Below are 25,357 nucleotides of genomic sequence, written 5' to 3' on the forward strand. Positions count from 1 at the left end.
TGGCTTGAGGTAATTTCGTATCGCATGCGTCGAAAAGTGAGAGTCAATTAACACTTAGATGTGAAGCTCCGCCCGCATTTCTCATTCGCCCCAGATGGGGCCACGCGACAGTACCGTCGGGATGGAGTACCTTTAGATGTCGTCGATTGTTACGTCTTTGTCCGCGACGCAAATTGCGGGCCTCACCACTACCGCGATCTCTTCCCTCACCAGCACAGACCTCCAAGCGCTCTCGACCACGCAGGTCGCGGCGCTCACCGCGACGCAGGTCAACGTCATCTCGACGACGAACCTGCAGGCGCTCTACGGCACGCAGGTCGCCGCGCTGTCATCGGCAACGATGCGCGCGCTGCTGACCGCCCAATTCGACGCCTTCACCACCACGCAAGTCTCGAGCCTCACCACCACGCAAATGAGCGTGCTGACGGCCGCCGAGATCGGCGCCTTCACCACAACCGAATTGCAGGGCCTGACCACCACGCAGGCCAATGCGCTGACGGCGACGCAGATCGGCAGTCTGACGACGACGGTGCTCAACAACCTGACGACGACACAGGTTGGCGCGCTCTCGACCACGCAGGTGCAGGGTCTGACGACGACCCAGCTCAACGGCATCTCGACGACCAACCTCGACGCGATCAACGTCGCGAGGCTCTCGACCGCGCAGATCGGCGGGTTGACGACGACCGCGGTCGGCAACCTCAGCACGACGCAGGTTTCGAACCTGACCTCGACGCAGATCGCGAAGCTCAGCGCCGCCCAGCTTGGTGCGCTGACCTCGACCGAACTGCGTGGCCTGACCACGACCCAGGCCGGCGCGCTGACCGCGACGCAGATCGGCGGCCTGACGACGACGACGCTCAACAATCTGTCGACGACGCAGGTTGGCGCGCTGTCGACGACGCAAGTCCAGGCTCTGACAACGGCGCAACTCAACGGCCTGTCGACGGCCAATCTCGATGCCGTCAATGTCGCCAAGCTCTCGACCGCCCAAGTGGGCGGTCTTTCTACAACCGCGATCGGCAACCTGACGACGACGCAGGTCTCGAATCTGACTTCGACGCAGGTCGCGAAGCTGAGCGCCGCACAGATCGGTTCGCTGACGTCGACCGAACTGCAGGGCCTGACCACCACCCAGGCGAACGCGCTGACGGCGACGCAGATTGCCGGCCTGACCACGACCGTCCTCAATAACCTGACGACCACGCAAGTCGGCGCCCTCAGCACCACGCAGGTGCAGGGTCTGACGACGACGCAGCTGAACGGCATCTCGACCGCAAACCTCGACGCCATCAATGTCGGCAATCTGTCGACGGCGCAGGTCGGCGGTCTGACCACGACGGCCATCACCAACCTGACGACGACGCAGGTGTCGAACCTGACCTCGACGCAGGTGGCGAAGCTGTCGGCCTCGCAGATCGGTGCGCTGACGTCGACCGAATTGCGCGGTCTGACGACCACGCAGGCGAATGCGCTGACGGCGACGCAGATCGCGGGCCTGACCACGACGGTCCTCAATAACCTGACGACCACGCAAGTCGGCGCGCTGTCGACGACCCAGGTCCAGGGTCTCACCACGGCGCAGCTCAACGGCCTGTCCACCGCCAACCTCGACGCGGTGAACGTTGCGAAGCTCTCGACCGCCCAAGTGGGCGGTTTGTCCACGACGGCGATCGGCAACCTCACCACGACGCAGGTCTCGAACCTGACCTCGACGCAGGTGGCGAAGCTGAGCGCCGCGCAACTCGGCGCGCTGACCTCGACTGAGCTGCAGGGCCTGACCACCACCCAGGCGGGCGCCCTGACGGCAACGCAGATTGCGGGCCTCACCACGACCGTCCTCAATAACCTGACGACCACGCAAGTCGGCGCGCTGTCGACCACGCAGGCGCAGGCTCTGACCTCGACCCAGCTCAACGGCATCTCGACGGCGAACCTCGACGCGATCAGTGTCGCGAAGCTCTCGACCGCGCAGGTCGGCGGCCTGACCACGACGACCATCGGCAACCTGACGACGACGCAGGTCTCGAACCTGACCTCGACGCAGGTGGCGAAGCTGTCCGCTTCGCAGATTGGCGCGCTGACCTCGACTGAGCTTCAGGGCCTGACCACCACGCAGGCGGGCGCGCTGACGGCAACGCAGATTGCGGGCCTCACCACGACCGTCCTCAATAACCTGACGACCACGCAAGTCGGCGCGCTCAGCACCACGCAGGTGCAGGGCCTGACGACCACGCAGCTCAATGGCCTGTCCACCGCCAACCTCGACGCGGTGAACGTCGCCAAGCTGTCGACCGCGCAGATCGGCGGTCTCTCGACCACCGCTATCACGAACCTGACGACGACGCAGGTCTCGAACCTGACGACGTCGCAGGTGGCGAAGTTGTCGGCTTCGCAGATCGGCGCGCTCACCTCGACCGAGCTGCACGGCCTGACCACGACCCAGGCGAATGCGCTGACGGCGACGCAGATCGCCGGCCTGACCACGACCGTCCTCAACAACCTGACCACAACGCAAGTCGGTGCGCTCAGCACCGCGCAGGTGCAGGGGCTGACGACGACCCAGCTCAACGGCATCTCGACGGCGAACCTTGACGCCATCAGTGTCGCCAAGCTGTCGACGGCACAGATCGGTGGTCTGACCACGACGTCGATCGGCAACCTGTCGACCACGCAGGTCTCGAACCTGACCTCGACGCAGGTGGCGAAGCTAACCGCCACCCAGATCGGCGCGCTGACCTCGACCGAATTGCAGGGCCTGACCACCACGCAGGCCAATGCGTTGACGGCGACGCAGATCGGCGGTCTGACCACGACCGTCCTCAACAACCTGACGACCACGCAGGTCGGCGCGCTCAGCACCACGCAGGTGCAAGGGCTGACGACGACGCAGCTGAACGGCATCTCGACCGCGAACCTCGACGCGATCAGTGTCGCCAAGCTATCGACGGCGCAGGTCGGCGGTTTGACCACGACGGCCATCGGCAACCTGACCACGACGCAGGTCTCGAACCTGACGACGTCGCAGGTGGCGAAGCTGTCGGCTTCGCAGATCGGCGCGCTCACCTCGACCGAATTGCAGGGTCTGACGACGACGCAAGCGGGCGCCCTGACGGCGACGCAGATCGGTGGTCTGACCACGACCGTCCTCAATAACCTGACGACGACCCAGGTCGGCGCGCTCAGCACCACGCAGGTGCAAGGGCTGACGACCACGCAGCTGAACGGGATTTCGACGGCGAACCTTGACGCCATCAACGTCGCGAAGCTGTCGACGGCTCAGATCGGTGGTCTGACCACGACGTCGATCGGCAACCTGTCCACCACGCAGGTCTCGAACCTGACCTCGACGCAGGTGGCGAAGCTGAGCGCGTCGCAGATCGGCGCGCTCACCTCGACCGAGCTGCATGGGCTTACGACGACGCAGGCCAATGCGCTGACGGCGACGCAGATCGCTGGCCTGACGACGACGGTGCTCAACAACCTGACGACCACGCAGATCGGGGCTCTCAGCACCACCCAGGTGCAGGGCCTGACCACGACGCAGCTCAACGGCATCTCGACGACGAGCCTTGACGCCATCAGCGTCGCCAAGCTGTCGACCGCGCAGGTCGCTGGCCTCAGCACTACCTCGATCAGCAACCTGTCCACGACGCAGGTGTCGAACCTGACCTCGACTCAGGTTGCCAAGCTGAGCGCGGCGCAGATCGGTGCTCTCACGACCACTGAGCTGCAGGGTCTGACGACGACGCAGAACGCTGCGCTCACGGCGACGCAGATCGGCTCGCTGACCACGACGGTGCTCAACAACCTGTCCGCGGTCCAGCTTGCGGGCCTGACGTCGACGCAGGCGCAGGGTCTGAGCACGACCCAGCTCAACGGCCTCTCGGCGTCCAACATCGCCACGCTTGATCCCACCAAGCTGTCGGCGACGCAGGTCGGTGGCCTCAGCACCACCTCGATCACCAACCTGACCACGAATCAGGTCGCGGCCCTGAACGCTACCCAGGTCGCCAAGCTGACCGCGGCGCAGATCGGTGCCTTGACCTCGACCGAGCTCCAGGGCCTGACCACCACCCAGGCGAATGCGCTGACGGCGACACAGATCGGCGGCCTGACCACGACCGTGCTCAACAACCTGACCACAACGCAGGTCGGTGCCCTCAGCACGACGCAGGTGCAGGGCCTGACGACCACGCAGCTCAACGGTCTGTCCACCGCCAATCTCGACGCGGTGAGCGTTGCCAAGCTCTCGACCGCGCAGATCGGTGGCCTTTCGACCAGCGCCATCACCAACCTGACGACGACGCAGGTCTCGAACCTGACCTCGACGCAGGTGGCGAAGCTCTCCGCCTCGCAGATCGGCGCGCTGACCTCGACCGAGCTGCATGGGCTGACCACCACGCAGGCGAATGCGCTGACGGCGACGCAGATCGCCGGCCTGACGACGACCGTGCTCAACAACCTGACGACGACGCAGGTGGGGGCGCTGTCGACGACGCAGGTGCAGGGTCTGACGACGACCCAGCTCAACGGCATCTCGACGGCGAACCTCGATGCGCTCGATATCACGAAGTTCACGACCCAACAGCTCGCCGGCTTGACGTCGACCTCGTTCGGCAACCTGACGACGACGCAGGTCAGCGGCATCACCTCGACGCAGATCTCGCGCCTGACGGCGACGCAGATCGGCGCGCTGACGACAACCGAGTTGCAGGGCCTGACCACGACCCAGGCGAATGCGCTCACGGCGACCCAGCTTGGTTCGCTGACGACGACCGTGCTCAATAATCTGACCACGACGCAGGTCGGCGCCCTCAGCACCACGCAGGTGCAGGGCCTGACGACCACGCAGCTCAATGGCCTGTCCACCGCCAATCTCGACGCGGTGAACGTCGGCAAGCTCTCGACGGCGCAGATTGGTGGCCTCTCGACCACCGCCATCACCAACCTGACGACGACGCAGGTCTCGAACCTGACCTCGACGCAGGTCGCGAAGCTGAGCGCGTCGCAGATCGGCGCGCTGACCTCGACCGAGTTGCATGGCCTGACGACCACGCAGGCCAATGCGCTGACGGCGACGCAGATCGCCGGCTTGACGACGACCGTGCTCAATAACCTGACAACCACGCAGGTGGGGGCGCTGTCGACGACGCAAGTGCAGGGCCTGACGACGACCCAGCTCAACGGCATCTCGACGACCAACCTCGATGCCATCAGTGTTGCCAAGCTCTCGACCGCGCAGATCGGTGGCCTGACGACGACGGCGGTCAGCAATCTGACGACGACGCAGGTCTCGAACCTGACCTCGACCCAGGTCGCGAAGCTGAGCGCTTCGCAGATCGGCGCGCTCACCTCGACTGAATTGCAGGGTCTGACGACCACGCAGGCGAATGCGCTGACGGCGACGCAGATCGCGGGCCTGAGCACGACCGTGCTCAATAACCTGACGACCACGCAGGTTGGCGCGCTGTCGACCACGCAGGTGCAGGGTCTGACCACGACGCAGCTCAATGGCCTGTCCACCGCCAACCTCGATGCGGTGAGCGTTGCCAAGCTGTCGACGGCGCAGATCGGCGGCCTGACGACGACCGCCATCGGCAACCTGACGACGACCCAGGTCTCCAACCTGACCTCGACGCAGGTGGCGAAGCTCTCCGCCTCGCAGATCGGCGCTCTGACCTCGACCGAGCTGCAGGGTCTCACCACTACGCAGGCGGGCGCGCTGACGGCGACACAGATCGGTGGCCTGACCACGACCGTGCTCAACAACCTGAGCACGACACAGGTCGGTGCGCTGTCGACGACGCAGGTGCAGGGGCTGACGACGACGCAGCTGAACGGCATCTCGACCGCGAACCTCGACGCGATCAGCGTCGCGAAGCTCTCGACCGCGCAGGTGGGTGGCCTCTCGACCACCGCGATTACCAATCTGACGACGACGCAGGTCTCGAACCTGACCTCGACCCAGGTGGCGAAACTGAGCGCGTCGCAGATCGGCGCGCTGACGTCGACCGAATTGCGGGGTCTGACAACCACGCAAGCGGATGCGTTGACCGCCACGCAGATCGCTGGCCTGACCACGACCGTGCTCAATAACCTGACAACCACGCAGGTTGGGGCGCTGTCGACCACGCAGGTGCAGGGCCTGACGACGACGCAGCTCAACGGCATCGCGACGGCGAACCTCGACGCCATCAGCGTCGCGAAGCTGTCGACCGCGCAGATCGGCGGTCTGACCACGACAGCCATCGGCAACCTGACGACGACGCAGGTTTCCAACCTGACCTCGACGCAGGTGGCGAAGCTGAGCGCGGCGCAGATCGGCGCACTGACCTCGACCGAACTCCAGGGTCTCACCACGACCCAGGCGAATGCTCTGACGGCGACGCAGATCGCGGGCTTGAGCACGACCGTGCTCAACAACCTGACCACGACGCAGGTTGGCGCGCTGTCGACGACGCAGGTGCAGGGCCTGACGACGACGCAGCTCAACGGCATCTCGACGGCGAACCTTGACGCCATCAGCGTGGCGAAGCTGTCGACCGCCCAGGTGGGTGGCCTCTCGACCACCGCCATCACCAACCTGACGACGACGCAGGTCTCGAACCTGACCTCGACGCAGGTGGCGAAGCTGAGCGCGTCGCAGATCGGTGCGCTGACGTCGACCGAATTGCGCGGTCTGACAACCACGCAAGCGGATGCGCTGACCTCGGCGCAGATCGCCGGCCTGACGACCACGGTGTTGAACAACTTCAGCACGACGCAAGTCGGTGCTCTCAGCACCACGCAGGTCCAGGGTCTGACGACGACGCAGCTCAACGGCATCTCGACGGCGAACCTCGACGCCATCAGTGTCGCCAAGCTCTCGACTGCCCAGATCGGCGGTCTGACCACGACGGCCATCGGCAACCTGACGACGACGCAGGTCTCCAACCTGACCTCGACGCAGGTGGCGAAGCTGTCGGCATCGCAGATCGGTGCGCTGACCTCGACCGAGTTGCAGGGCCTGACCACGACGCAGGCAGGTGCCCTGACGGCCTCGCAGATCGGCGGCCTGACCACGACGGTGCTCAACAACCTGACCACCACGCAGGTTGGCGCGCTGACGACGACGCAGGTGCAGGGCCTCACGACCACGCAGCTCAACGGTCTGTCGACCACCAACCTCGACGCGGTGAGCATCGGCAAGTTGTCGACCGCTCAGATCGGCGGCCTGACCACGACGGCGATCGGCAACCTGACGACGACGCAGGTCTCGAGCCTGACGTCGACGCAGGTGGCGAAGCTGGCCGCGACGCAGATCGGCGCCCTGACCTCGACCGAGCTGCAGGGTCTGACCACGACCCAGGCCAACGCGCTGACCTCGGCGCAGATCGGCGGCCTGACCACGACGGTGCTGAACAACCTGAGCACGACGCAGGTCGGTGCGCTCTCGACGACGCAGGTGCAGGGTCTCACGACCACGCAGCTCAACGGTCTGTCGACCACCAACCTCGACGCGGTGAGCATTGGCAAGCTGTCGACGGCGCAGATCGGCGGTCTGTCGACCACGGCGATCGGCAACCTGACGACCACGCAGGTCTCCGCGCTGACGTCGACGCAGGTGTCGAGCCTGTCGGCCAGCCAGATCGGCGCCCTGACCACGACCGAGCTGCAAGGTCTGACCACGACGCAGGCGAATGCCTTGACGGCGGCGCAGGTCGGCGGCCTGACGACGACGGTGCTCAACAACCTGACCACGACCCAGGTTGGCGCGCTGTCGACGACGCAGGCGCAGGCGCTGACCTCGACCCAGCTCAACGGGTTGTCGGCGGCCAACCTGAAGGCGATCGACATCGTCGACCTCAAGACCGCCCAAATCTCGGGTCTGAGCACGACCTCGATCGGCACCCTGACCACCACGCAGGTCGGCAACCTGGCTGGTACCCAGGTCGCCGCACTCACGGTGAACCAGGTGAACGCGCTGACGACGACCGAACTCGGCGCGCTCAATACAACGCAGGCTGGGGCACTGACGGCCGCCCAGGTCGCCGGCATGACGACGACCAACTTCAAGTCTTTGTCGAGCACCACCGGCATCAAGTCTCTGAGCACGGCGGCGATCGCGGGCCTCACGACTCAGCAGATCAATTCCTTGACCACGACTCAGGGGAACGCGTTTACAAGTGCCCAGATCGCGGTCATGTCGGCCGAACAGGCGAGCGCGCTCGTGGCGCTCGTGGCCTGATCGGCCATACCGCCGGGCGGCCCTGGGGTAACCCAGGGCCCGGCCGGCGGCGGCTAACGGATACAGTAAGGCGTACCGTACTGCGTTTTGTTGCGTAACCGAGGCGGCTCCGGGCTGGGGCCGACCGGCGCGTATTGCATCATCAACGCCTATAGGACGCCACCATGACCGAGCCGCTCGGACTGACTGCCGCTACCGATTTCTACAATGACGCCGTCAAGCGCGCCGCATCGCGCCAAATGCCGGTGGTCGATCTTTTCGGTGCGGCCGTCGCACTGTCCGAGGCCGGACAGCCGCAGGCGACTGTCGACCTCTACCGGACTTGGATTGCCTATAACGGCGACGACGCGCTCCTGTACGCCGTCTACTTCAACTACGGCGCTTCGCTGATGGCGGTTCGCGACAATGTCGGCGCCATCAACGCGCTGCGCGAATGCCTGCGCATCAAGCCGGATTTCGGCCCCGCCCACATCAACCTCGGCCGCGCGCTGGAAGACAGCGGGCAGAGCGGCACCGCCGTCGCACAGTGGCTGACGCTGGTGAATAACCTGGCCGCCATTAACGGCGAGTCGGTGTCGCACAAGACCACAGCGTTGCAGCAGATCGGCCGGGTGCTCGAGGGCGCCAACAACGACGCCGCCGCCGAGGATGCGCTTAAGCAGAGCCTCGACATCAACGTCAACCAAACGGAAGTGATGCAGCACTGGATCTCGCTGCGTCAGCGCCAGTGCAAGTGGCCGGCGATCGAGCCGTGGGAACGGGCGACCCGCAAGGACATGCACAACGGCATCTCGTCGCTGTCGCTGGCGTGTCTGGCCGACGAGCCGGTGTTCCAGCTCGCCAAGGCCTATGCCTACGCCAAGAAGGCGATCGGCATGCCGAAGACCGTCGCGCGGCCGCAGGGCGCGCGCCACGACAAGCTGCGTATCGGATACATTTCGTCCGATCTGCGCGAGCACGCCGTGGGCTTCGCCATGACCGACGTCATGGAGTTGCACGACAAGGACAAGTTCGAGATCTACGCCTACTACTGCGGCATCAACCGTGCCGATGCGACGCAGGCGCGCATCAAGAACGCGGTCACGCAGTGGACCGACATCAACGGCATGACCGAGGATCAGGCGGCCGAGAAGATCGCTGCTGACGGCGTCGATATCATCATCGACCTCAACGGCTATACGAAGGATGCGCGCACCAAGGTGTTCGCGCGCCGTCCGGCGCCGATCGCGGTGAACTGGTTCGGCTTCCCCGGCACGATGGGGACGCCCTATCACCACTACATCATCGCCGACGAGACCATCATCCCGGAGAGCCACGAGCTCTATTATTCGGAGAAGGTGCTGCGGCTGCCGTGCTATCAGCCGAACGACCGCAAGCGCACCGTCTCGGCCAACCGCCCGACGCGCATGCAGGTCGGCCTGCCGGAAGACGCCTTCGTCTTCTGCTCGTTCAACGGCACGCAGAAGACCACGCCGCGCGTGTTCCAGCGCTGGATGGCGGTGCTGCGCCAGGTGCCGAACAGCGTGCTGTGGCTGCTGACCGGCACCGCGGACGCCAATGAGCGGCTGCGCCGCGCGGCGGCGGAGCAGGGCGTCGCGCCCGACCGCATCATCTTCGCCGACAAGATGGCGAACCCCGACCATCTCGCGCGCTATCCGCTCGCCGACCTGTTCCTCGACTCGATGCCGTATGGCGCGCACACCACTGCGGCGGACTCGCTGTGGATGAACGTGCCGATCGTGACTTGGCCCGGCCGCAGCTTCGCCGCGCGCGTCTGCGCCAGCCTCGTGCGCGCCGCCGGTGTGCCCGAACTCGCCTGCGGCTCGGCCGACGAATACGTCGCGCTGGCGGTCGAACTCGCGCGCAATCCGGAGCGTCTCGCGGCGATCAAGGCCAAGCTCGCGGCCGGCCGCGACACCTGCACCCTGTTCAACACGCCGGCGCTCGTGCGCGGCCTGGAAGAGCTCTATCAGCAGATGTGGAGCGACTATAAGGGCGGCAACCTGCCGGTGCCGGACCTGCGCAATCTCGACGTCTATCACGAGATCGGCCTCGGTCTCGATATCGAGAGCGCCGAGATGCTGAGCGACGAGGCCTTCCTCGCGCTCTATCAGGAGAAGCTGGCCGAATGGCACAGCGCCTATCCCATTCCGTTCGACGAGCGCCTGTGGCGCGAGGCGAGGCAGGAAAACGCTAAGCGTACGGGCCCCCGGGCCGTTGCGTGAGGCAAACCGCGTTCAAGGCGTGCGTTCGTCACCGCAACAATTCCCAGAGGGTTTCCTATGACTTTCACTTCTGATCCGCTCGCCGCGCTGCTGCAGCCGGAGCGTCTCACCGCCGTGGTCGACATCGGCGCCAATCCGATCGACACCGATCCGCCGTACAAGCGGATGCTGGCGAACCGGCTCTGCACGCTGGTCGGCTTCGAGCCGCAGGCCGAGGGCTTGGCCGCGCTCAACACGCGCAAGAGCGACCTCGAAACCTATCTGCCTTACGCCGTCGGCGACGGCACGCCGGGCACGCTCAAGATCTGCCAGGCGCCGGGCATGACCAGCCTGCACACGCCCAATCCGCGCGTGCTCAACTGCTTCCCGGGTTTCGCGCAGTTCGGCCGCGTGGTGAAGGAGATCCCGGTCGAGACGCGCACGCTGGACAGCATCAGCGAGATCCCCAACCTCGACTTCCTCAAGATCGACGTGCAGGGCAGCGAACTGGCGATCTTCCGCCACGGCAGCGCGCGGCTGATCAACGCCATCGCCATTCAGACCGAAATCTCGTTCGTGCCGCTCTATCTCAACGAGCCGGTGTTCGGTCAGATCGACACGGCCTTGCGGGCGCTCGGCTTCATCCCGCACATGTTCGACAAGATCAACAAGCGCATGATCCTGCCGATCCATTACGCCGACAACATCTTCGCGGCGATGAACCAGCTGCTCGAGGCCGACATCGTCTACGTGCGGGATTTCACGCAGCCGGAGAAGATGTCGCTCGAACAGCTCAAGCATCTCGCGATGGTGGCGCACCACTGCTACGCGTCGTACGATCTCGCGGCGAATTGCATCCACAATCTCGTTGGGCGCAACGCGCTGCCGGCCGACGCGGTGGGGCGTTATCTCGAGATTCTGCGGGCGTCCGCGGCCGCCGCGGCGGCGTAGAACGCTCCGCTTCACCCTTCCCTCCAGGGGAGGGTGAAGCGCGCAAGCGGCGAGGGCGCTTGATTGACGCGCCTTACCCCGTCAGGTCCTCGCGCATGATCTCCAGCTCCAACCACTGTTCCTCGGCGGCAGCGATCTTCTGCTGCAACTCGCCGAGCACGGCGGTGATCTTCTCGAAGCCGGGGCGATCGCGCGTGTAGAGGCTCGGATCGTCGAGCTTTGACTGCAGCTTCGCCGCTTCGGCCTGCCAGGCGGCGATGCTCTTCGGCAGCGTCTCCAGCGCGTGCTTGTCCTTGAACGACATGCGCTTCTTGGCGGCGGCTGGTTCTGACGCCGCGCCTTCTTTCCCAGCCTTGAGCGCTTCCGTCTTCGGTGCCTCGCGCGCGAGATCGGCGCCGCGTTGCGTCAGCATGTCGGAATAGCCGCCGGCATATTCGATCCAGCGCCCATCGCCTTCCGGCACGACGACGGCACTCACCAGGCGGTCGAGGAAGTCGCGGTCGTGGCTGATCAAGAGCACCGTGCCGGGATAATCGGCGAGCATGTCCTCGAGCACGTCCAGCGTTTCCATGTCGAGATCGTTGGTCGGCTCGTCGAGCACCAAGAGGTTCGACGGCTTCGCCAAAGCCTGTGCCAGCATCAGCCGGCCGCGCTCGCCGCCCGAGAGTTTGCCGAGCGGCGTGCGCGCCTGTTCGGCGGCGAACAGGAAGTCCTTCATGTAGGAGACGACATGTTTGCCGGCGCCGTTGACCATGACGGTGTCGCCGTGGCCGCCGGTCAGCGCATCGCGCACGGTGGTTTCGGGATTGAGACTGTCGCGGTGCTGATCGAGGGTCGCCACCGCGAGATTGGCGCCGAGCCGCACCGTGCCGGTGTCGGGTTCGAGCGCGCCGGTCAGCATGCTGATCAACGTCGTCTTGCCGCTGCCGTTCGGGCCGACGATGCCGATACGGTCGCCGCGCTGGACGCGAATGGAGAAGTCGGAGACGACGGCGCGATCGCCATAGATCTTGCCGATGCCCTTGGCCTCGATCACCAGCACGCCGGATTGTTCGGCTGAACTTGCGGTGATGGTGGCGGCGCCGGTGACGCCGCGATAGGTGCGGCGCTGCTCGCGCAAGCTTGCAAGTTCGCCGACGCGGCGCATGTTGCGCTTGCGCCGGGCGGTGACGCCGTAGCGCATCCAGTGCTCTTCGGCGACGATCTTGCGGTCGAGCTTGTGCTGCTCGCGCTCCTCTTCGGCGAGCAGCTGATCGCGCCATTCCTCGAAATGGGCAAAGCCGCGTTCGATGCGCCGCGTCGTGCCGCGGTCGAGCCAGACGGTCGAGCGGGTGAGGTTGGAGAGAAAGCGCCGGTCGTGGCTGATGATGACAAGGGCGGTGCGGCGGCTTGCGAGGTCGCGCTCGAGCCATTCGATCGTCGTCAGGTCGAGATGGTTGGTCGGCTCGTCGAGCAGCAGGATGTCGGGATCGGGCGCGAGCACGCGGGCGAGCGAGGCGCGTCGCGCTTCGCCGCCGGACAGGTGCGCCGGATCTTCCTGGCCGGTGAGGCCGAGCTGCTCGAGCAGGTAGCGCGCGATGTAAGCATCGTCGGTCGGCTTCAGGCCGGCCTCGACATAAGCGAGCGTGGTCTCGTAGCCGGAGAAGTCCGCCTCCTGCGGCAGATAGCGGACGAGCGCGCCCGGCTGCACGAACACCGAGCCACGGTCGGGCTCGAGGAGCCTGGCCGCCATGCGCAGCAAGGTCGACTTGCCCGAGCCGTTGCGCCCAACCAGCGACACGCGCTCGCCGGTCGAGACCGACAACTCCGCCCCCGTCAGCAGCGGCGTGCCGCCGAAGGTCAGTGCGATGTCCTTGAGCTGAAGAAGAGGGGGAGCCATGTCGCCTCGTTGTTGCGCCGCCGCGTGGAGGCGCACCGGTACAGGTGGTGTGCCTCCACGTCAAAGTTTGGCGGCGGGCACGCGCATGGTCCGTCGCCGTTTACAAGCTGCTGTCATTCCGGACGCCGTCTACGGGGCCGCGCGGCCCCGTAGACGGCGATCCGGAATCCAGAAAATCGAGCAGAGCATATTGCTGGATTCCGGGTTCGCTCGCGTTCCGCGAGCGCCCCGGAATGACCTTTAACAACCGCTCAGTCGTTGTAGTTGTCGTGCACGTCGGCCGTCCCGCGCCGCCAATAGCCCGAGGCCCGTGTCCATTGCGGGCGGGCGCCGCATTCGGCGAGGAGCTGGGTCCGCAGCGCCTTGGCGGCGCTGCTCTCACAGGCGACCCAGGCGTAATAGTCGCCCTTCGGCAACGGGCTGGCGCGCAACGCCTGCGACAACAAGGCGGCATCGCCCGCCGGTGCACCCTTGCGATGCACCCAACGGATGTCGGCATCGGCCTTGGTGGTGAGGGCGATTTCGTCGGCGGCGGAATCGACCTCGATGAGAACGACGGCCTTGGCCCCGGCCGGCAGTTCCTCCAGCCGCCGCGCGATGGCGGGCAGGGCGGTGTCGTCGCCGACGAGCAGGTGCCAGTCGTAATCGACCGGGATGACGAAGGAGCCGCGCGGCCCGCCGACGGTCAGCGTCTGGCCGGGTTTGGCCTGCTCGGCCCATTGGGTGGCGGGGCCTGCGTCATGCAGGGCGAAGTCGATGATCAGCGTGCCGGCCACCGGATCGTACCGGCGCGGCGTGTAATTCCGTCCCGCCATCTGTGGTTCGGCGCCGGCCTCGGCGCCCGGAACCGGGAAGAACAGTTTGACGTGGTCGTCGAACCCCAGGCTGGTGAAACCGGCGAGATCGGGGCCGCCGACGGTCACGCGGACCATGCTGGGGGTCAATTTCTCGACCGCCTGGACCGTCAGTTCGCGACGGCGCGCTTCATGACGGACACGGGAGGGTAGGCGCGGATCGGCGGCTCCGGCCGTCGGCGCAGCGGAAGAAGTCATGGAAACGGAGCTCCTGGCTGGAAAATCGACGAGGCATCGCGCCGCGCCTCGCCCCCGTGGCGCCCGGCCGATACCGTTAATATGTGGATGGCCAATCGCCGGGCCAAGCCGATCCGGTGGCCTAATCCCTCCGAACCTGCTGTTTCGGGGGACCAAAGGCCGCAACCGGGCTTTGTAATCGCCCTTGCATTACAGCGCTCTATAATGCATGACAGCGCCGCGGCGGGCCATGTATGGTCCGCCGCATCCGCTTCCGGAGGAGCGTAGCTCAATTGGTAGAGCACCGGTCTCCAAAACCGGGGGTTGGGGGTTCGAGACCCTCCGCTCCTGCCAGGCGGTGACCCGGCAGTTTCGGTAGCGGTTTTAAGCCCCGGGCAAAGTCCCGCGGCGATGACTAGATTGGGTCTGCGTTTCGATAACTGGGTATGGAATCAGGGCTTCACTGAATGGCGACGTCTCCCTTCAAGTTTCTGCAGGAGGTGCGCGAGGAAACGCGCAAAGTGACGTGGCCTTCGCGCAAGGAGACCATGATCACGACCGCCATGGTGTTCGTGATGGTGGCCGTTGCGTCGGTGTTCTTCCTGGTGGCCGATCAAATCCTCCGCCTTGCCGTGACCTTCGTGCTCGGCATCGGCAGCTAAGGCTTTAAGCGATGACCGACACTGCTGCGATCTCGACCCGCCCCAAGCGCTGGTACATCGTCCACGCTTATTCGAATTTCGAGAAGAAGGTCGCCGAATCGATCCGCGAGCAGGCCAAGCAGCGGGGCCTCGAGGATCATTTCGAGCAGGTGCTGGTGCCGACCGAGACCGTCACCGAAGTGCGCCGCGGCCGCAAGGTCAATGCCGAGCGCAAGTTCTTCCCGGGCTACGTGCTGGTGAAGATGGATCTGACCGACGAGGTCTTCCATCTCATCAAGAACACCCCGAAGGTCACCGGCTTCCTCGGCGCCGACAACAAGCCGATGCCGATTTCGGAAGCCGAAGCCAACCGCCTGCTGCAGCAGGTGCAGGAAGGCATCGAGCGGCCGAAGCCGTCGGTGTCGTTCGAGGTCGGCGAGAACGTGCGCGTGTCGGACGGTCCGTTCGCCTCGTTCAACGGCGTGGTGGAAGAAGTCGACGAAGCGCGCTCGCGCGTGAAGGTGGCCGTGTCCATCTTCGGCCGCGCGACGCCGGTCGAATTGGAATTCGGTCAGGTCGAGAAGATCTGATCGTTTCGCGAGGCGGTTGGGATGTGCCCGGCCGCGACAATCCAGAACGTGGGAGGTGAGGCGGTCGCCAACCGTCGAAATCCGCACCACTAACGGAGTGAGAGATGGCAAAGAAAGTAACTGGATTCCTCAAATTGCAGGTGCCGGCCGGCGCCGCTAACCCGTCGCCGCCGATCGGTCCGGCGCTGGGTCAGCGCGGCCTGAACATCATGGAGTTTTGCAAGGCGTTCAACGCGCAGACCCAGAAGATGGAAAAGAACATGCCGATCCCGGTGGTCATCACCACCTATCAGGATCGCTCGTTCACCTTCGAACTGAAGACCCCGCCGGTGTCGTACTTCCTCAAGAAGGCGGCGCAGATCGAGTCCGGCTCGAAGACGCCGGGCATCACGGGCGCCGGTTCCGTCACCAAGGCTCAGATCAAAGAGATCGCCGAGCAGAAGATGAAGGACCTCAACGCCAACGATATCGATGCGGCGATGAAGATGATCGAAGGTTCGGCCCGTTCGATGGGCCTGGCGGTGAAGGAGTAAGCGGTCATGGCAATCGCAAAACGAGTGAAGGCCGCCCGCGAAGGCATCGATCGCGAAAAGACCTATTCGATCGACGAAGCCGTGAAGCTGGTGAAGGCGCGCGCCAAGGCGAAGTTCGATGAAACCATCGAGATCGCCATGAACCTCGGCGTCGATCCCAAGCATGCGGACCAGATGGTGCGCGGCGTGTGCAACCTGCCGAACGGCTCGGGCCGCGCGGTGCGCGTCGGCGTGTTCGCCCGCGGCGCCAAGGCCGATGAGGCCAAGGCGGCGGGCGCCGATGTCGTCGGCGCGGAAGATCTCTTCGAGATCGTCAACGGCGGCAAGATCGACTTCGACCGCTGCATCGCCACCCCGGACATGATGCCGCTGGTCGGCCGTCTCGGTAAGGTGCTCGGCCCGCGCGGCATGATGCCGAACCCGAAGGTCGGCACCGTGACCATGGACGTCGCCGGCGCGGTGAAGGCGGCCAAGGGCGGCGCGGTCGAGTTCCGCGTCGAGAAGGCCGGCATCGTGCAGGCCGGCGTCGGCAAGGCCTCGTTCGCCGAGGACAAGCTGGTCGAGAACATCAAGGCGTTCGCCGATGCGGTGCAGAAGGCGAAGCCCGCCGGCGCCAAGGGCACCTACATCAACCGGGTCGCGATCTCCTCGACCATGGGCCCGGGCGTGAAGGTGGAGCCGAACTCGCTGTTCGGTACCGCGCAGTAAGCACGCAGGCGCTAAACCATTGAAGGGCCGGGCCGAAAGCCCGGCCTTTTTCGTTTCGGGTGCGACGCGGCGCGTTCTGAATTTCTGAAATTGTTCTGAAATCAAACGTTTAGTGAGGATCGTCGCAGCAGCGGCCCTTCTCCTCGTCCGCTTGTCCGTGGCACAAATGCGGTGCCAGGGTAATTTAACGCGGCCGTTCACGGTCGCCGCGTGGATGACCGCGCCCCTGGCCGAGGGCGTTTGGGGTGGCGGGGGCCGGGCAAGGGCTGGTGAAGTTGTTTGCGTGCGGCGTCGCGGCGCGACGGCTGCGCGTTGCGCTTTTGGCCGGCACGGCGCTGACGCTCCTCGCATCTCCGGTCGCGGCACAGACTGCGCAGACCTGGAACGGCAATAGCAGCACCGATTGGTTCACCGGCACGAATTGGGACAGCACCACCGTTCCGGCGACCGGCGACAGCGCGACGCTTGATACTGTCACGCCCAATCCGACCGTCGTCGACGGCACTGCAGGCGGCTATTCCCCGGTCGACCTCAGTGGCTTGAATGTCGGCTTTATCGGCACCGGCAGTCTGGCCATCAAGAACGGCGCCAGCGTCACCATCTCCAACAACAATTTCGTCATTGGCGGCGATCTCTCGGGTGTGGCTACGAGCGCTAACGGCACCGTCGTCCTCGACGCCTCCAGCTTGAGTGTCACCGGCACGCCGGCGACCAGCGGCACGATCTTTGTCGGCGCCAGCGGCACCGGCTCCTTCACCGTACAGAACGGCGCGACGGTCAGCACGGTCGACAGCTATGTCGGCCATTTGCTGGGCACAACCGGCACCGTGACGGTGACCGGCGCCGGCACGACCTGGACCAATAGCGATGGCGGGGGCAACGGCCAGAACATCGTCGGTAACGAGGGCAACGGCACATTCAACGTTCTCAACGGGGCGATGGTCACCGTCGAGGCCGGCACGATCGTCGGTGCGTCGCCAACGGGCACCGGCACAATCAACATCTCGGGTATTGGTTCGACCTGGACGGCGTCGAACATCACGTTGCTCGGCGGCAATACACTGTCGGACGGCGGACACGGCACGATCAATGTGTCCGATGGCGGCAGCTACGTGGCGCATAACCAGGTCGTGATCGGGTTCAAGGACGGCGGCACCGGCCAGTTCAACGTCACGAGCGGGGCCACCGTGACGGTCGATAATAATGCGATCGTCAATCTCGGACTTTTTCCGGGCGCTACGGGTACGCTGACCATCAGCGGCGCAGGCTCGCTCTGGGACGCCAGTGCTGCCGGCGACATGTATGTTGGCGGAAACCCTGGTGGTTTCGCTCCCGCCGGCGGCACGGGTATCGTGAACGTGCTCGACGGCGGTGCGTTGAACATGCAAGGCGCGATCTATCTTGGTCGCGGCTCTTCGGGCGGCAACGGTACTTTGAACGTCAGCGGCGTTGGATCGAGCGTGTCTCTTACGACCGCCAGCGATTCGCTCTTCATCGGCTACACCGGCATCGGTGCGCTCAACATCAGCGGCGGCGCGCAGGTTACGAACGACGGCTATGCTTATGTCGGCTACGCGCAAGGATCACTTGGCACCGTGACCATCGACGGCGCTGGCTCGACGTGGACGTCGAACGGCCCCGTTACTGTCATCGGCGGTAACGATTTCACCGGGCCTGGAGGCACGGGTGTTGTCACGGTTCGCAACGGCGGCACCTTCAACACCAACGATGCGGCGCTGGGTCTCGACACCACCGAATTGGCTGCCGGCACGGTGAATGTGACGGGCGTGGGTTCGACCTGGAATGCCGCCAACATTTATGTCGGCTATTCCGGCACGGGCGCGGTCAACGTCGCCGACGGCGGCGTCGTCAATGCGTCCGGTTCAATGTCCATTGGCGAGTGTGCTTGCTCTTCCGGTACGGCGAGCGTCAGCGGCGGTTCGAAGCTCAACGTCGGTAGCGATCTGTACGTTGGCAATTTCGGCAACGGCACCATGATCGTGAGCGGGCAGGGCTCGAACGTCAGTGTTGGCGGCGGATTGTTCGTGGGCCTCGCCGCCACCGGGGCGCTGACGGTGCAGGACGGCGCTTCGGTGACCGCCGGTGACGCCATTCTCGGGTTCAATCCCGGCGCTTCGTTGGGCACGGTCAATGTGACGGGGGCCGGTTCGAAGTTGACGATCAGCAACAGTCTTGTCGTCGGCTATGGATTCGATGGCGGTGTGCTGACCATTCTCGATGGCGGTCTGGTCGACGTCGGCAACGGCGTGACGAGCGATGGGCGCATAACCGTCGGTGCCGGCAGCGTCATGAATGCCGGCAGCTTCAGCCTGAGCGGTACGGCAACAACGACGTTCGGGTTGCGCGGCTCATCGTCCGGTCAGATCAATCTCGGCAGCGGCACCGCGACGCTCGATGGGGCGCTTGTCGTCACCGGCCGCAACATCGCACGGACGACCTATACGCTGATCCATAGCGCCTCACTTGGCGGCTCGGCCTTCAGCACCGTCACCTACGATCCGCTGCTGCGTAATCCGGTTCTCACCTACACGACAGGCGACGTCCTGCTCACCGTCGACGCGATGCTGCTGTCGTCGCTGTTGCCGAACAATGCGAACACGAACCAGCGCAATGTCGCGCAGGCGATCGACAATGTCATGAATAGCGGCGCTACGCCGCCGTCAGGCTTCGAAAATCTCTACTTCATGAGTGGGGATGGACTGCTCGGGGCACTGACGCAGATGTCCGGCGAGATCGGCACGACGCCGACGCAGGCGGCGTTCACCGCGACCAACCAGTTCGTGGATATCCTCAATGGCCAGGGCGGATCGGCCTTCGGCGGCGGAAGCTTCGGTGCGACGAGCTACGCCGCGGAGAAGAAACTCGATCCGAAAGCCGCCGAAGCCTACGCCGCGGTGACGCCGCGTGATCGCCGCGCGCCCGCGCCGGACTTCACCTCGCGTTGGGGCGTTTGGGCCTCGGGCTATGGCGGCTCGGCGACGGTGAAGGGCGATGCCGGCACCGGTTCGACCGATTCAACGAGCCGCGTCTATGGCATGGCCGCCGGCGCGCAATACACATTCTCGCGCGACACGGTCGCGGGTTTCGCGCTCGGCGGCGCCGGCACGAATTTCGGTGTTAATGGCGGCAGCGGCCGCGCCGATGTCTTCCAGGCCGGCGCTTACGCCCGCCATCATTTCGGCGCGGCTTATGTCGCCGGCGCGTTGGCCTATGGCTGGCAGCGCGTCACCACGGACCGCACCGTGACGGTGTCGGGTACGGACAAGCTCGAAGCGAGCTTCGACGCGCAGACCTTCGCGGCGCGGCTCGAAGGGGGGTACCGCTTCGCCACGCTCTGGGCCGGGTTGACGCCGTATGGCGCGCTGCAATCGACCAGCATCTTCCTGCCGTCTTATGCCGAGGGCGCGGTGAGCGGCAGCAACCAGTTCGCGTTGTCTTATGGCTCGCAAAACACGACCAACCTGCGCACCGAGCTCGGCCTGCGCGTCGACAAGTCGTTCGTGCTCGCCGATGGCGTGTTTGCCCTCAACGGCCGCGCCGCCTGGGCTCACGACAGCAACACCGACCGCTCGGCGACCCCGACCTTGCAAACATTGCCGGGGGCGACCTTCACGGTGAACGGCGCCAAGCCTGCGGCAAATGGCGCGCTGCTCTCCGCCGGCGCCAAGATGGTGTGGGCCAACGGCTTCTCCGTCAGCGCCAATTTCGACGGCGAATTCTCAAACACCACGGCGAGCTACGCCGGCCGCGGCACCGTCGCCTATACGTGGTGAGAGCGACGTCGGCCGTCGCACCCAGGCGCGCGACGGCCTAATTTTTCAGCAGTTGTCCTTCTCGACCGCACGCGCGTGCGGAACGTTTCGATTTTTGCTCGATTGCGACGACGTAAGAGCAAGAACAAACAATATCTACTCTTGTACCGCTCGGCCTACACCTTAGATCGGCTCCAAGATGCCTTCGATGGAAGGCGTCGGGGCGAACGCTGCGTCACGGCTGTCGGGCCATGGCGCGGTGCGAACACGGTTGCTTTGGCGAAAGCGCCGAGAAGGAAGTGCAATGGCAAATTACAGAATCTCTGTGAACGGCCAGACGCATCAAGTCGATGCGCTGCCGGACACCCCCCTGCTTTGGGTCATCCGCGACACCCTCAAGTTCACGGGCACCAAGTTCGGCTGCGGCATCGCGCAGTGCGGCGCGTGCACCGTGCACGTCGACGGTCAGCCCGCCCGCTCTTGCCAGATGGCGATTTCGGACGTCGGCAACAGCAAGATCACCACAATTGAAGGCGCTTCCAGCAAGGAAGCGGAGGCCGTGCGCGCCGCCTGGATCGCGCGCGAAGTGCCGCAGTGTGGCTATTGCCAGTCCGGTCAGATCATGAGCGCCGTGGCGCTGCTGACCGACAACAAGAAGCCGACCGACAAGGACATCGACGACGCGATGAGTGGCAATCTCTGCCGTTGCGCGACCTATGTACGCATCCGCGCGGCCATCCACGATGCCGCCAAGTCGCTGGAGGGCTAATCGCATGACCATCCACGACAAGACGCTCTCGCGCCGTTCGATGCTGCAAGGCTCGGCGGGTCTCCTCGTCGCCTTCTATCTGTCGCCGCTGGGCAAGGCTCAGGCCGCGCCATCGGCCGACAAGGCCGCGCCATTCGCGCCGAATGCCTTCATCCGCATCCGCGAGGACAACACCGTCACGGTGCTGGCCAAGCATATCGAGATGGGGCAGGGGCCTTACACCGGTCTCACGACGATCGTGGCGGAAGAACTCGACGCCGATTGGTCGCAAATGCGCGTCGAAGGCGCGCCGGCCGACAAAGCGCTCTATGCCAATCTTGCTTTCGGCATCCAGGGCACCGGCGGTTCGACCGCGATCGCCAACTCCTATGAGCAACTGCGCCAAGCGGGTGCCACCGCGCGCGCGCTGCTGGTGCAGGCGGCCGCGCAGAGCTGGAAGGTCCCGGCGGGTGAGATCACGGTCTCGCGCGGTGCCGTGCGCCACGCGGGCTCCGGCCGTCAGGCGACGTTCGGCCAGTTGGCCGCTGCCGCCGCGAAGCTGCCCGCGCCGCAGAACGTCACGCTGAAGAAGCCGGACGACTTCAAGCTCATCGGCAGCGAAGGCGTGGTCAAGCGGCTCGACATTCCGCAGAAGACCAACGGCACGGCGCAGTTCACCATCGACATCCATGAGCCCAACATGCTCACGGTGGTGGTGGCGCATCCGACGCGCTTCGGCGCCAAGGTGGCCAAGGTCGACGATAGCGCGGCCCGCAAGATCCCCGGCGTCGTCGACGTAAAGACGTTGCCGACCGGTGTCGCGGTTTATGCGAACCACATGTGGTCGGCGATCAAGGGCCGCGAGGCCCTGAAGATCGACTGGGACGAGTCGGGCACCGAGAAGCGCGGCAGTGCCGAGCTGCTCGCCGATTATCGCGCGCTGGCCCAGAAGCAGGGCATCGTTGCGGGATCGAAAGGCGATGCCGCCGGCACGCTGGCGAAGGCCGGCAAGGTGATCGAGGCGGAGTTCGTGTTTCCGTACCTCGCGCATGCGCCGATGGAGCCGCTCGATGCCTACATGCTGTGGGACGGTCAGCAGGTGCATGCGCGCTACGGCTGTCAGTTCCAGACCGTCGATCAGGCGACCATCGCCGGCGTGCTCGGCATCAAGCCGGAGCAGGTGAAGATCGACATGTTGCTCGCCGGCGGCAGCTTCGGCCGCCGCGCGCAGGCGAATGCGCAACTCGTCGCTGAGCTGGCGCAAGCCGCGAAGGCGATCGGGCCGGGCAAGCCGGTGAAGCTTGTCTGGACGCGCGAGGACGACATCCAAGGTGGTTACTACCGGCCGATGTTCGTTCACCGCATGCGCGGCGCCGTCGAGAACGGCAAGATCGTCGCCTGGAGCGATACCGTGGTCGGTCAGTCCTTCATGGCCAACTCGGCGTTCGCGGGCATGATCAAGAACGGCATCGACCCGACCCAGGTCGAGGGTTCGAACGAACTGCCGTATGACATCGCCAACTTCCAGTGCGATCTGCATACGACGGAGGTCGGCATTCCGACCTTGTGGTGGCGTTCGGTCGGTCACACCCATACCGGCTATGCCGTCGAGGCCTTCGTCGACGAACTGCTGCAGGCGGCGGGCAAGGATCCGGTTGCCGGACGCCTGGAGCTGATGGTCAACAGCCCGCGGCCGGCCGGTGTTTTGCGTGCGGTCGCGGCGCTGGCGAAATGGTCCGGGCCGGAGCCGGTCAATGGCCGGGCCCGCGGCGTGGCGGTGGTCGAGAGCTTCGGCAGCTATATCGCGCAGATCGCCGAAGTCTCGGCGGGCGATGGCGACGGTCCGAAGGTGCACAAGGTCTGGTGTGCGGTCGACTGTGGCGTCGCGGTCAACCCGGACATCATCCGGGCGCAGATGGAGGGCGGCATCGGCTTCGGTCTCGGCCACATCCTGTTCGCCGAGGTGCCGATCAACGACGGCCGGCCGGTGCCGAAGAACTTCGACAGCTACCGCTCGTTGCGCATCAACGAGATGCCGGAGATCGAGGTCACCATCGTCAAGTCGACTGAAAAGCCGACAGGTGTGGGCGAGCCGGGCGTGCCGCCAATCGGGCCCGCCGTCGCCAACGCCATGGCCCGGCTCGGCCTGACCCGGCCGCGCCAGCTGCCGTTTGTGCGGGCGTCGGCCTGACGGAGCGCTTAGAACCGGGGCGCGGTCGCTTGGCAGCGCCCCGGGAACCTGGGTTTCAGGTCGGAACCCGGCCCGAACGGGGTGGGGGAAGGGCGGACGCCGCAAAACGTTCGGGATTTGCCCCCACAAGGCCCTTGGCAAACCGGCCGAGGCGGTCTAAATGAGGCGCATTGGGCGTGCCGACCATCGTTTGTCGGCACGCCTTTGCGCGTCTCTGCAAACCAATGGTGATCGGAACACAATCCTTTTGGACATCCCGGCGGGACATCTGAGAGGAAAACACCGATTCTGTTGCGCTGTCGTGACGCGCAAGGTCGGCCCGTCAAACGGCTGGCCACCTGTCCAAGACTGCCGGCGCCGACGCCTTCGGGCGGACGCTTAATCCCTCGCGAGGGGCCAGCACAGACGGGGAAGCGAACGGGATTCGCGCTTTTATGACCTTCGGTCATGAAGGTGTTGGTTTGGTTCGAACCTCGGATGCCCGCGGTGGCCATAAGGCCAAAGCGGGTGGGCAGGCTGAGATGTCGTCCTGCCCTGGTTGCTGATGCGTGACAGGGGTGGGACGGCTGGTAGCAACCCGGCGGCTCCCTCGGATAACGCGGGCAGCCGTCAAACCGGAAAGAGCTTGCAGTGGATCGAGCGGCTAAGCAGGAGTCCATCGCCGAACTGAGCGGGGTCTTTAAGACCTCGAACGTCGTGGTGGTGGCTCACTATAGCGGCCTCACCGTTGCTCAAATGCAGACTCTGCGTCAGCAGATGAAGCAGGCGGGCGCCAAGGTGAAAGTCGCGAAAAACCGTCTCGCCAAGATCGCACTCAAGGACACCGACGCTGCCTCGATTGCGCCCCTTCTTAAGGGGCCGACGGTTCTCGCCTATTCGGGCGACCCGATCGCGGCACCGAAGGTTGCCATCGACTTCGCCAAGGCGAACGAACAGTTCGTCATTCTCGGCGGCTCGATGGGCAAAACAGCTCTGGATCCGAACGGCGTGAAGGCTCTGGCCTCGCTGCCGTCCCTGGACGAACTGCGCGGCAAGATCGTCGGCCTCCTCGTGGCGCCGGCGACCAAGATCGCTCAGCTCTCCAACGCTCCCGCGGCCAAGGTCGCGCGCGTGGTCCAAGCGTATGCCTCCAAGGGCGCTGCGGCCTGACGGCTCACAAGCAAATCAACTGGTTCGAACCAATAGGAACTGAAAATGGCTGACCTGCAGAAGATCGTCGACGAATTGTCGAGCCTGACCGTCCTCGAAGCGGCGGATCTGGCGAAGATGCTGGAAGAGAAGTGGGGCGTGTCGGCTGCTGCCGCCGTTGCCGTGGCCGCTGGCCCGGCCGGCGCCGCGGGTGGCGCTGCTGCTGCTGAAGAGAAGACCGAGTTCACGGTCGTTCTCGCTTCGGCCGGCGACAAGAAGATCGAAGTGATTAAGGAAGTCCGCGCCCTGACCGGCCTGGGCCTCAAGGAAGCGAAGGACCTCGTCGAAGGCGCGCCGAAGACCGTCAAGGAAGGCGTTGCCAAGGACGAAGCCGAGAAGATCAAGGCGACCCTCGAGAAGGTGGGCGCCAAGGTTGAGCTCAAGTAAGCCGAAGGCTTACTTGAGCGAAATCCCCGGGCGAGCGCTTGCGAGACCCGGGGATCGCCAACTGCTCTGACTTAAGACGTGGATGGCCGGGACGAGCCCGGCCATGACGGAGAGAGAAAGAGCGAAATCCCCGGGCGAGCGCTCGCGAGGCCCGGGGATGGCCGCCAAGATACCGGTCCGGCGTCAAATCCGGACCACACGCTAACGAAATCCCCGGGGCCTTGCCGCCTCGGGGGTCTCGGACAGGGAGAGAGGGGAAGGGCGCGCCGCGTCGCGTACCGACCCAAGACTGCCGCGGGCGGC

The 25,357-nt window shown here is 65.2% G+C and carries 14 protein-coding genes and 1 tRNA gene; 13 read left to right on the plus strand and 2 right to left on the minus strand.

Annotation, left to right across the window (positions count from 1 at the left end; translation table 11 throughout):
- Positions 1–136 precede the first annotated feature (136 nt).
- From DW352_RS02840 to DW352_RS02850, 3 genes are all read left to right on the plus strand, one after another.
- Positions 137–8,230 (plus strand): beta strand repeat-containing protein, encoded by an 8,094-nt coding sequence (locus tag DW352_RS02840; RefSeq protein ID WP_115688346.1) that lies wholly within the window; start codon positions 137–139, stop codon positions 8,228–8,230.
- Between the two features lie 164 nt (positions 8,231–8,394).
- Positions 8,395–10,455 (plus strand): O-linked N-acetylglucosamine transferase, SPINDLY family protein, encoded by a 2,061-nt coding sequence (locus DW352_RS02845; RefSeq protein WP_115688348.1) that lies wholly within the window; start codon positions 8,395–8,397, stop codon positions 10,453–10,455.
- A 57-nt stretch (positions 10,456–10,512) separates the two neighbouring features.
- Positions 10,513–11,385, plus strand: coding sequence for an FkbM family methyltransferase (locus DW352_RS02850; RefSeq protein WP_115688350.1), 873 nt, complete (start codon positions 10,513–10,515; stop codon positions 11,383–11,385).
- A 73-nt stretch (positions 11,386–11,458) separates the two neighbouring features.
- Here the strand turns inward: DW352_RS02850 and DW352_RS02855 are convergent, their stop codons facing one another.
- Together DW352_RS02855 and DW352_RS02860 are read right to left on the minus strand one after the other, a co-directional pair.
- Complete coding sequence (locus DW352_RS02855) at positions 11,459–13,264, minus strand: ABC-F family ATP-binding cassette domain-containing protein (RefSeq protein WP_115688352.1); 1,806 nt, start codon at positions 13,262–13,264, stop codon at positions 11,459–11,461.
- Between the two features lie 251 nt (positions 13,265–13,515).
- Positions 13,516–14,316 (minus strand): siderophore-interacting protein, encoded by an 801-nt coding sequence (locus tag DW352_RS02860; RefSeq protein ID WP_115688354.1) that lies wholly within the window; start codon positions 14,314–14,316, stop codon positions 13,516–13,518.
- A gap of 257 nt (positions 14,317–14,573) precedes the next feature.
- On the opposite strand from DW352_RS02860, the gene DW352_RS02865 reads away from it, so the two are divergent.
- The 10 genes from DW352_RS02865 (at position 14,574) to rplL (ending at position 25,054) form a co-directional block, all read left to right on the plus strand.
- Positions 14,574–14,649, plus strand: a tRNA-Trp gene (locus DW352_RS02865).
- 113 nt (positions 14,650–14,762) lie between these two features.
- Positions 14,763–14,957 carry a preprotein translocase subunit SecE gene (gene secE, locus DW352_RS02870; protein WP_115688356.1) on the plus strand — a complete coding sequence of 65 codons (195 nt, stop codon included), beginning with the start codon at positions 14,763–14,765 and terminating at the stop codon, positions 14,955–14,957.
- Positions 14,958–14,968: 11 nt separating this feature from the next.
- Positions 14,969–15,526 carry a transcription termination/antitermination protein NusG gene (gene nusG, locus DW352_RS02875; RefSeq protein WP_115688358.1) on the plus strand — a complete coding sequence of 186 codons (558 nt, stop codon included), beginning with the start codon at positions 14,969–14,971 and terminating at the stop codon, positions 15,524–15,526.
- Between the two features lie 104 nt (positions 15,527–15,630).
- Positions 15,631–16,059: a 50S ribosomal protein L11 gene (gene rplK, locus DW352_RS02880; protein WP_115688360.1), complete on the plus strand. Its 429-nt coding sequence runs from the start codon at positions 15,631–15,633 to the stop codon at positions 16,057–16,059.
- 6 nt (positions 16,060–16,065) lie between these two features.
- Positions 16,066–16,767, plus strand: a complete 702-nt coding sequence (gene rplA, locus DW352_RS02885) for a 50S ribosomal protein L1 (RefSeq protein ID WP_115688362.1) — start codon at positions 16,066–16,068, stop codon at positions 16,765–16,767.
- 269 nt (positions 16,768–17,036) lie between these two features.
- Positions 17,037–20,561 carry an autotransporter domain-containing protein gene (locus tag DW352_RS02890; RefSeq protein ID WP_162826748.1) on the plus strand — a complete coding sequence of 1,175 codons (3,525 nt, stop codon included), beginning with the start codon at positions 17,037–17,039 and terminating at the stop codon, positions 20,559–20,561.
- Between the two features lie 283 nt (positions 20,562–20,844).
- On the plus strand, positions 20,845–21,309 hold the full coding sequence (locus tag DW352_RS02895) for a (2Fe-2S)-binding protein (RefSeq protein WP_245434300.1): 465 nt from the start codon (positions 20,845–20,847) through the stop codon (positions 21,307–21,309).
- Positions 21,310–21,313: 4 nt separating this feature from the next.
- Positions 21,314–23,479: a xanthine dehydrogenase family protein molybdopterin-binding subunit gene (locus tag DW352_RS02900; RefSeq protein ID WP_115688368.1), complete on the plus strand. Its 2,166-nt coding sequence runs from the start codon at positions 21,314–21,316 to the stop codon at positions 23,477–23,479.
- A 630-nt stretch (positions 23,480–24,109) separates the two neighbouring features.
- Positions 24,110–24,628 (plus strand): 50S ribosomal protein L10, encoded by a 519-nt coding sequence (gene rplJ / locus DW352_RS02905; protein WP_115688370.1) that lies wholly within the window; start codon positions 24,110–24,112, stop codon positions 24,626–24,628.
- A gap of 45 nt (positions 24,629–24,673) precedes the next feature.
- Positions 24,674–25,054, plus strand: a complete 381-nt coding sequence (rplL, locus tag DW352_RS02910; protein ID WP_115688372.1) for a 50S ribosomal protein L7/L12 — start codon at positions 24,674–24,676, stop codon at positions 25,052–25,054.
- Positions 25,055–25,357: the final 303 nt, after the last annotated feature.

This window comes from Pseudolabrys taiwanensis, from assembly GCF_003367395.1.
Lineage (GTDB): Bacteria > Pseudomonadota > Alphaproteobacteria > Rhizobiales > Xanthobacteraceae > Pseudolabrys > Pseudolabrys taiwanensis.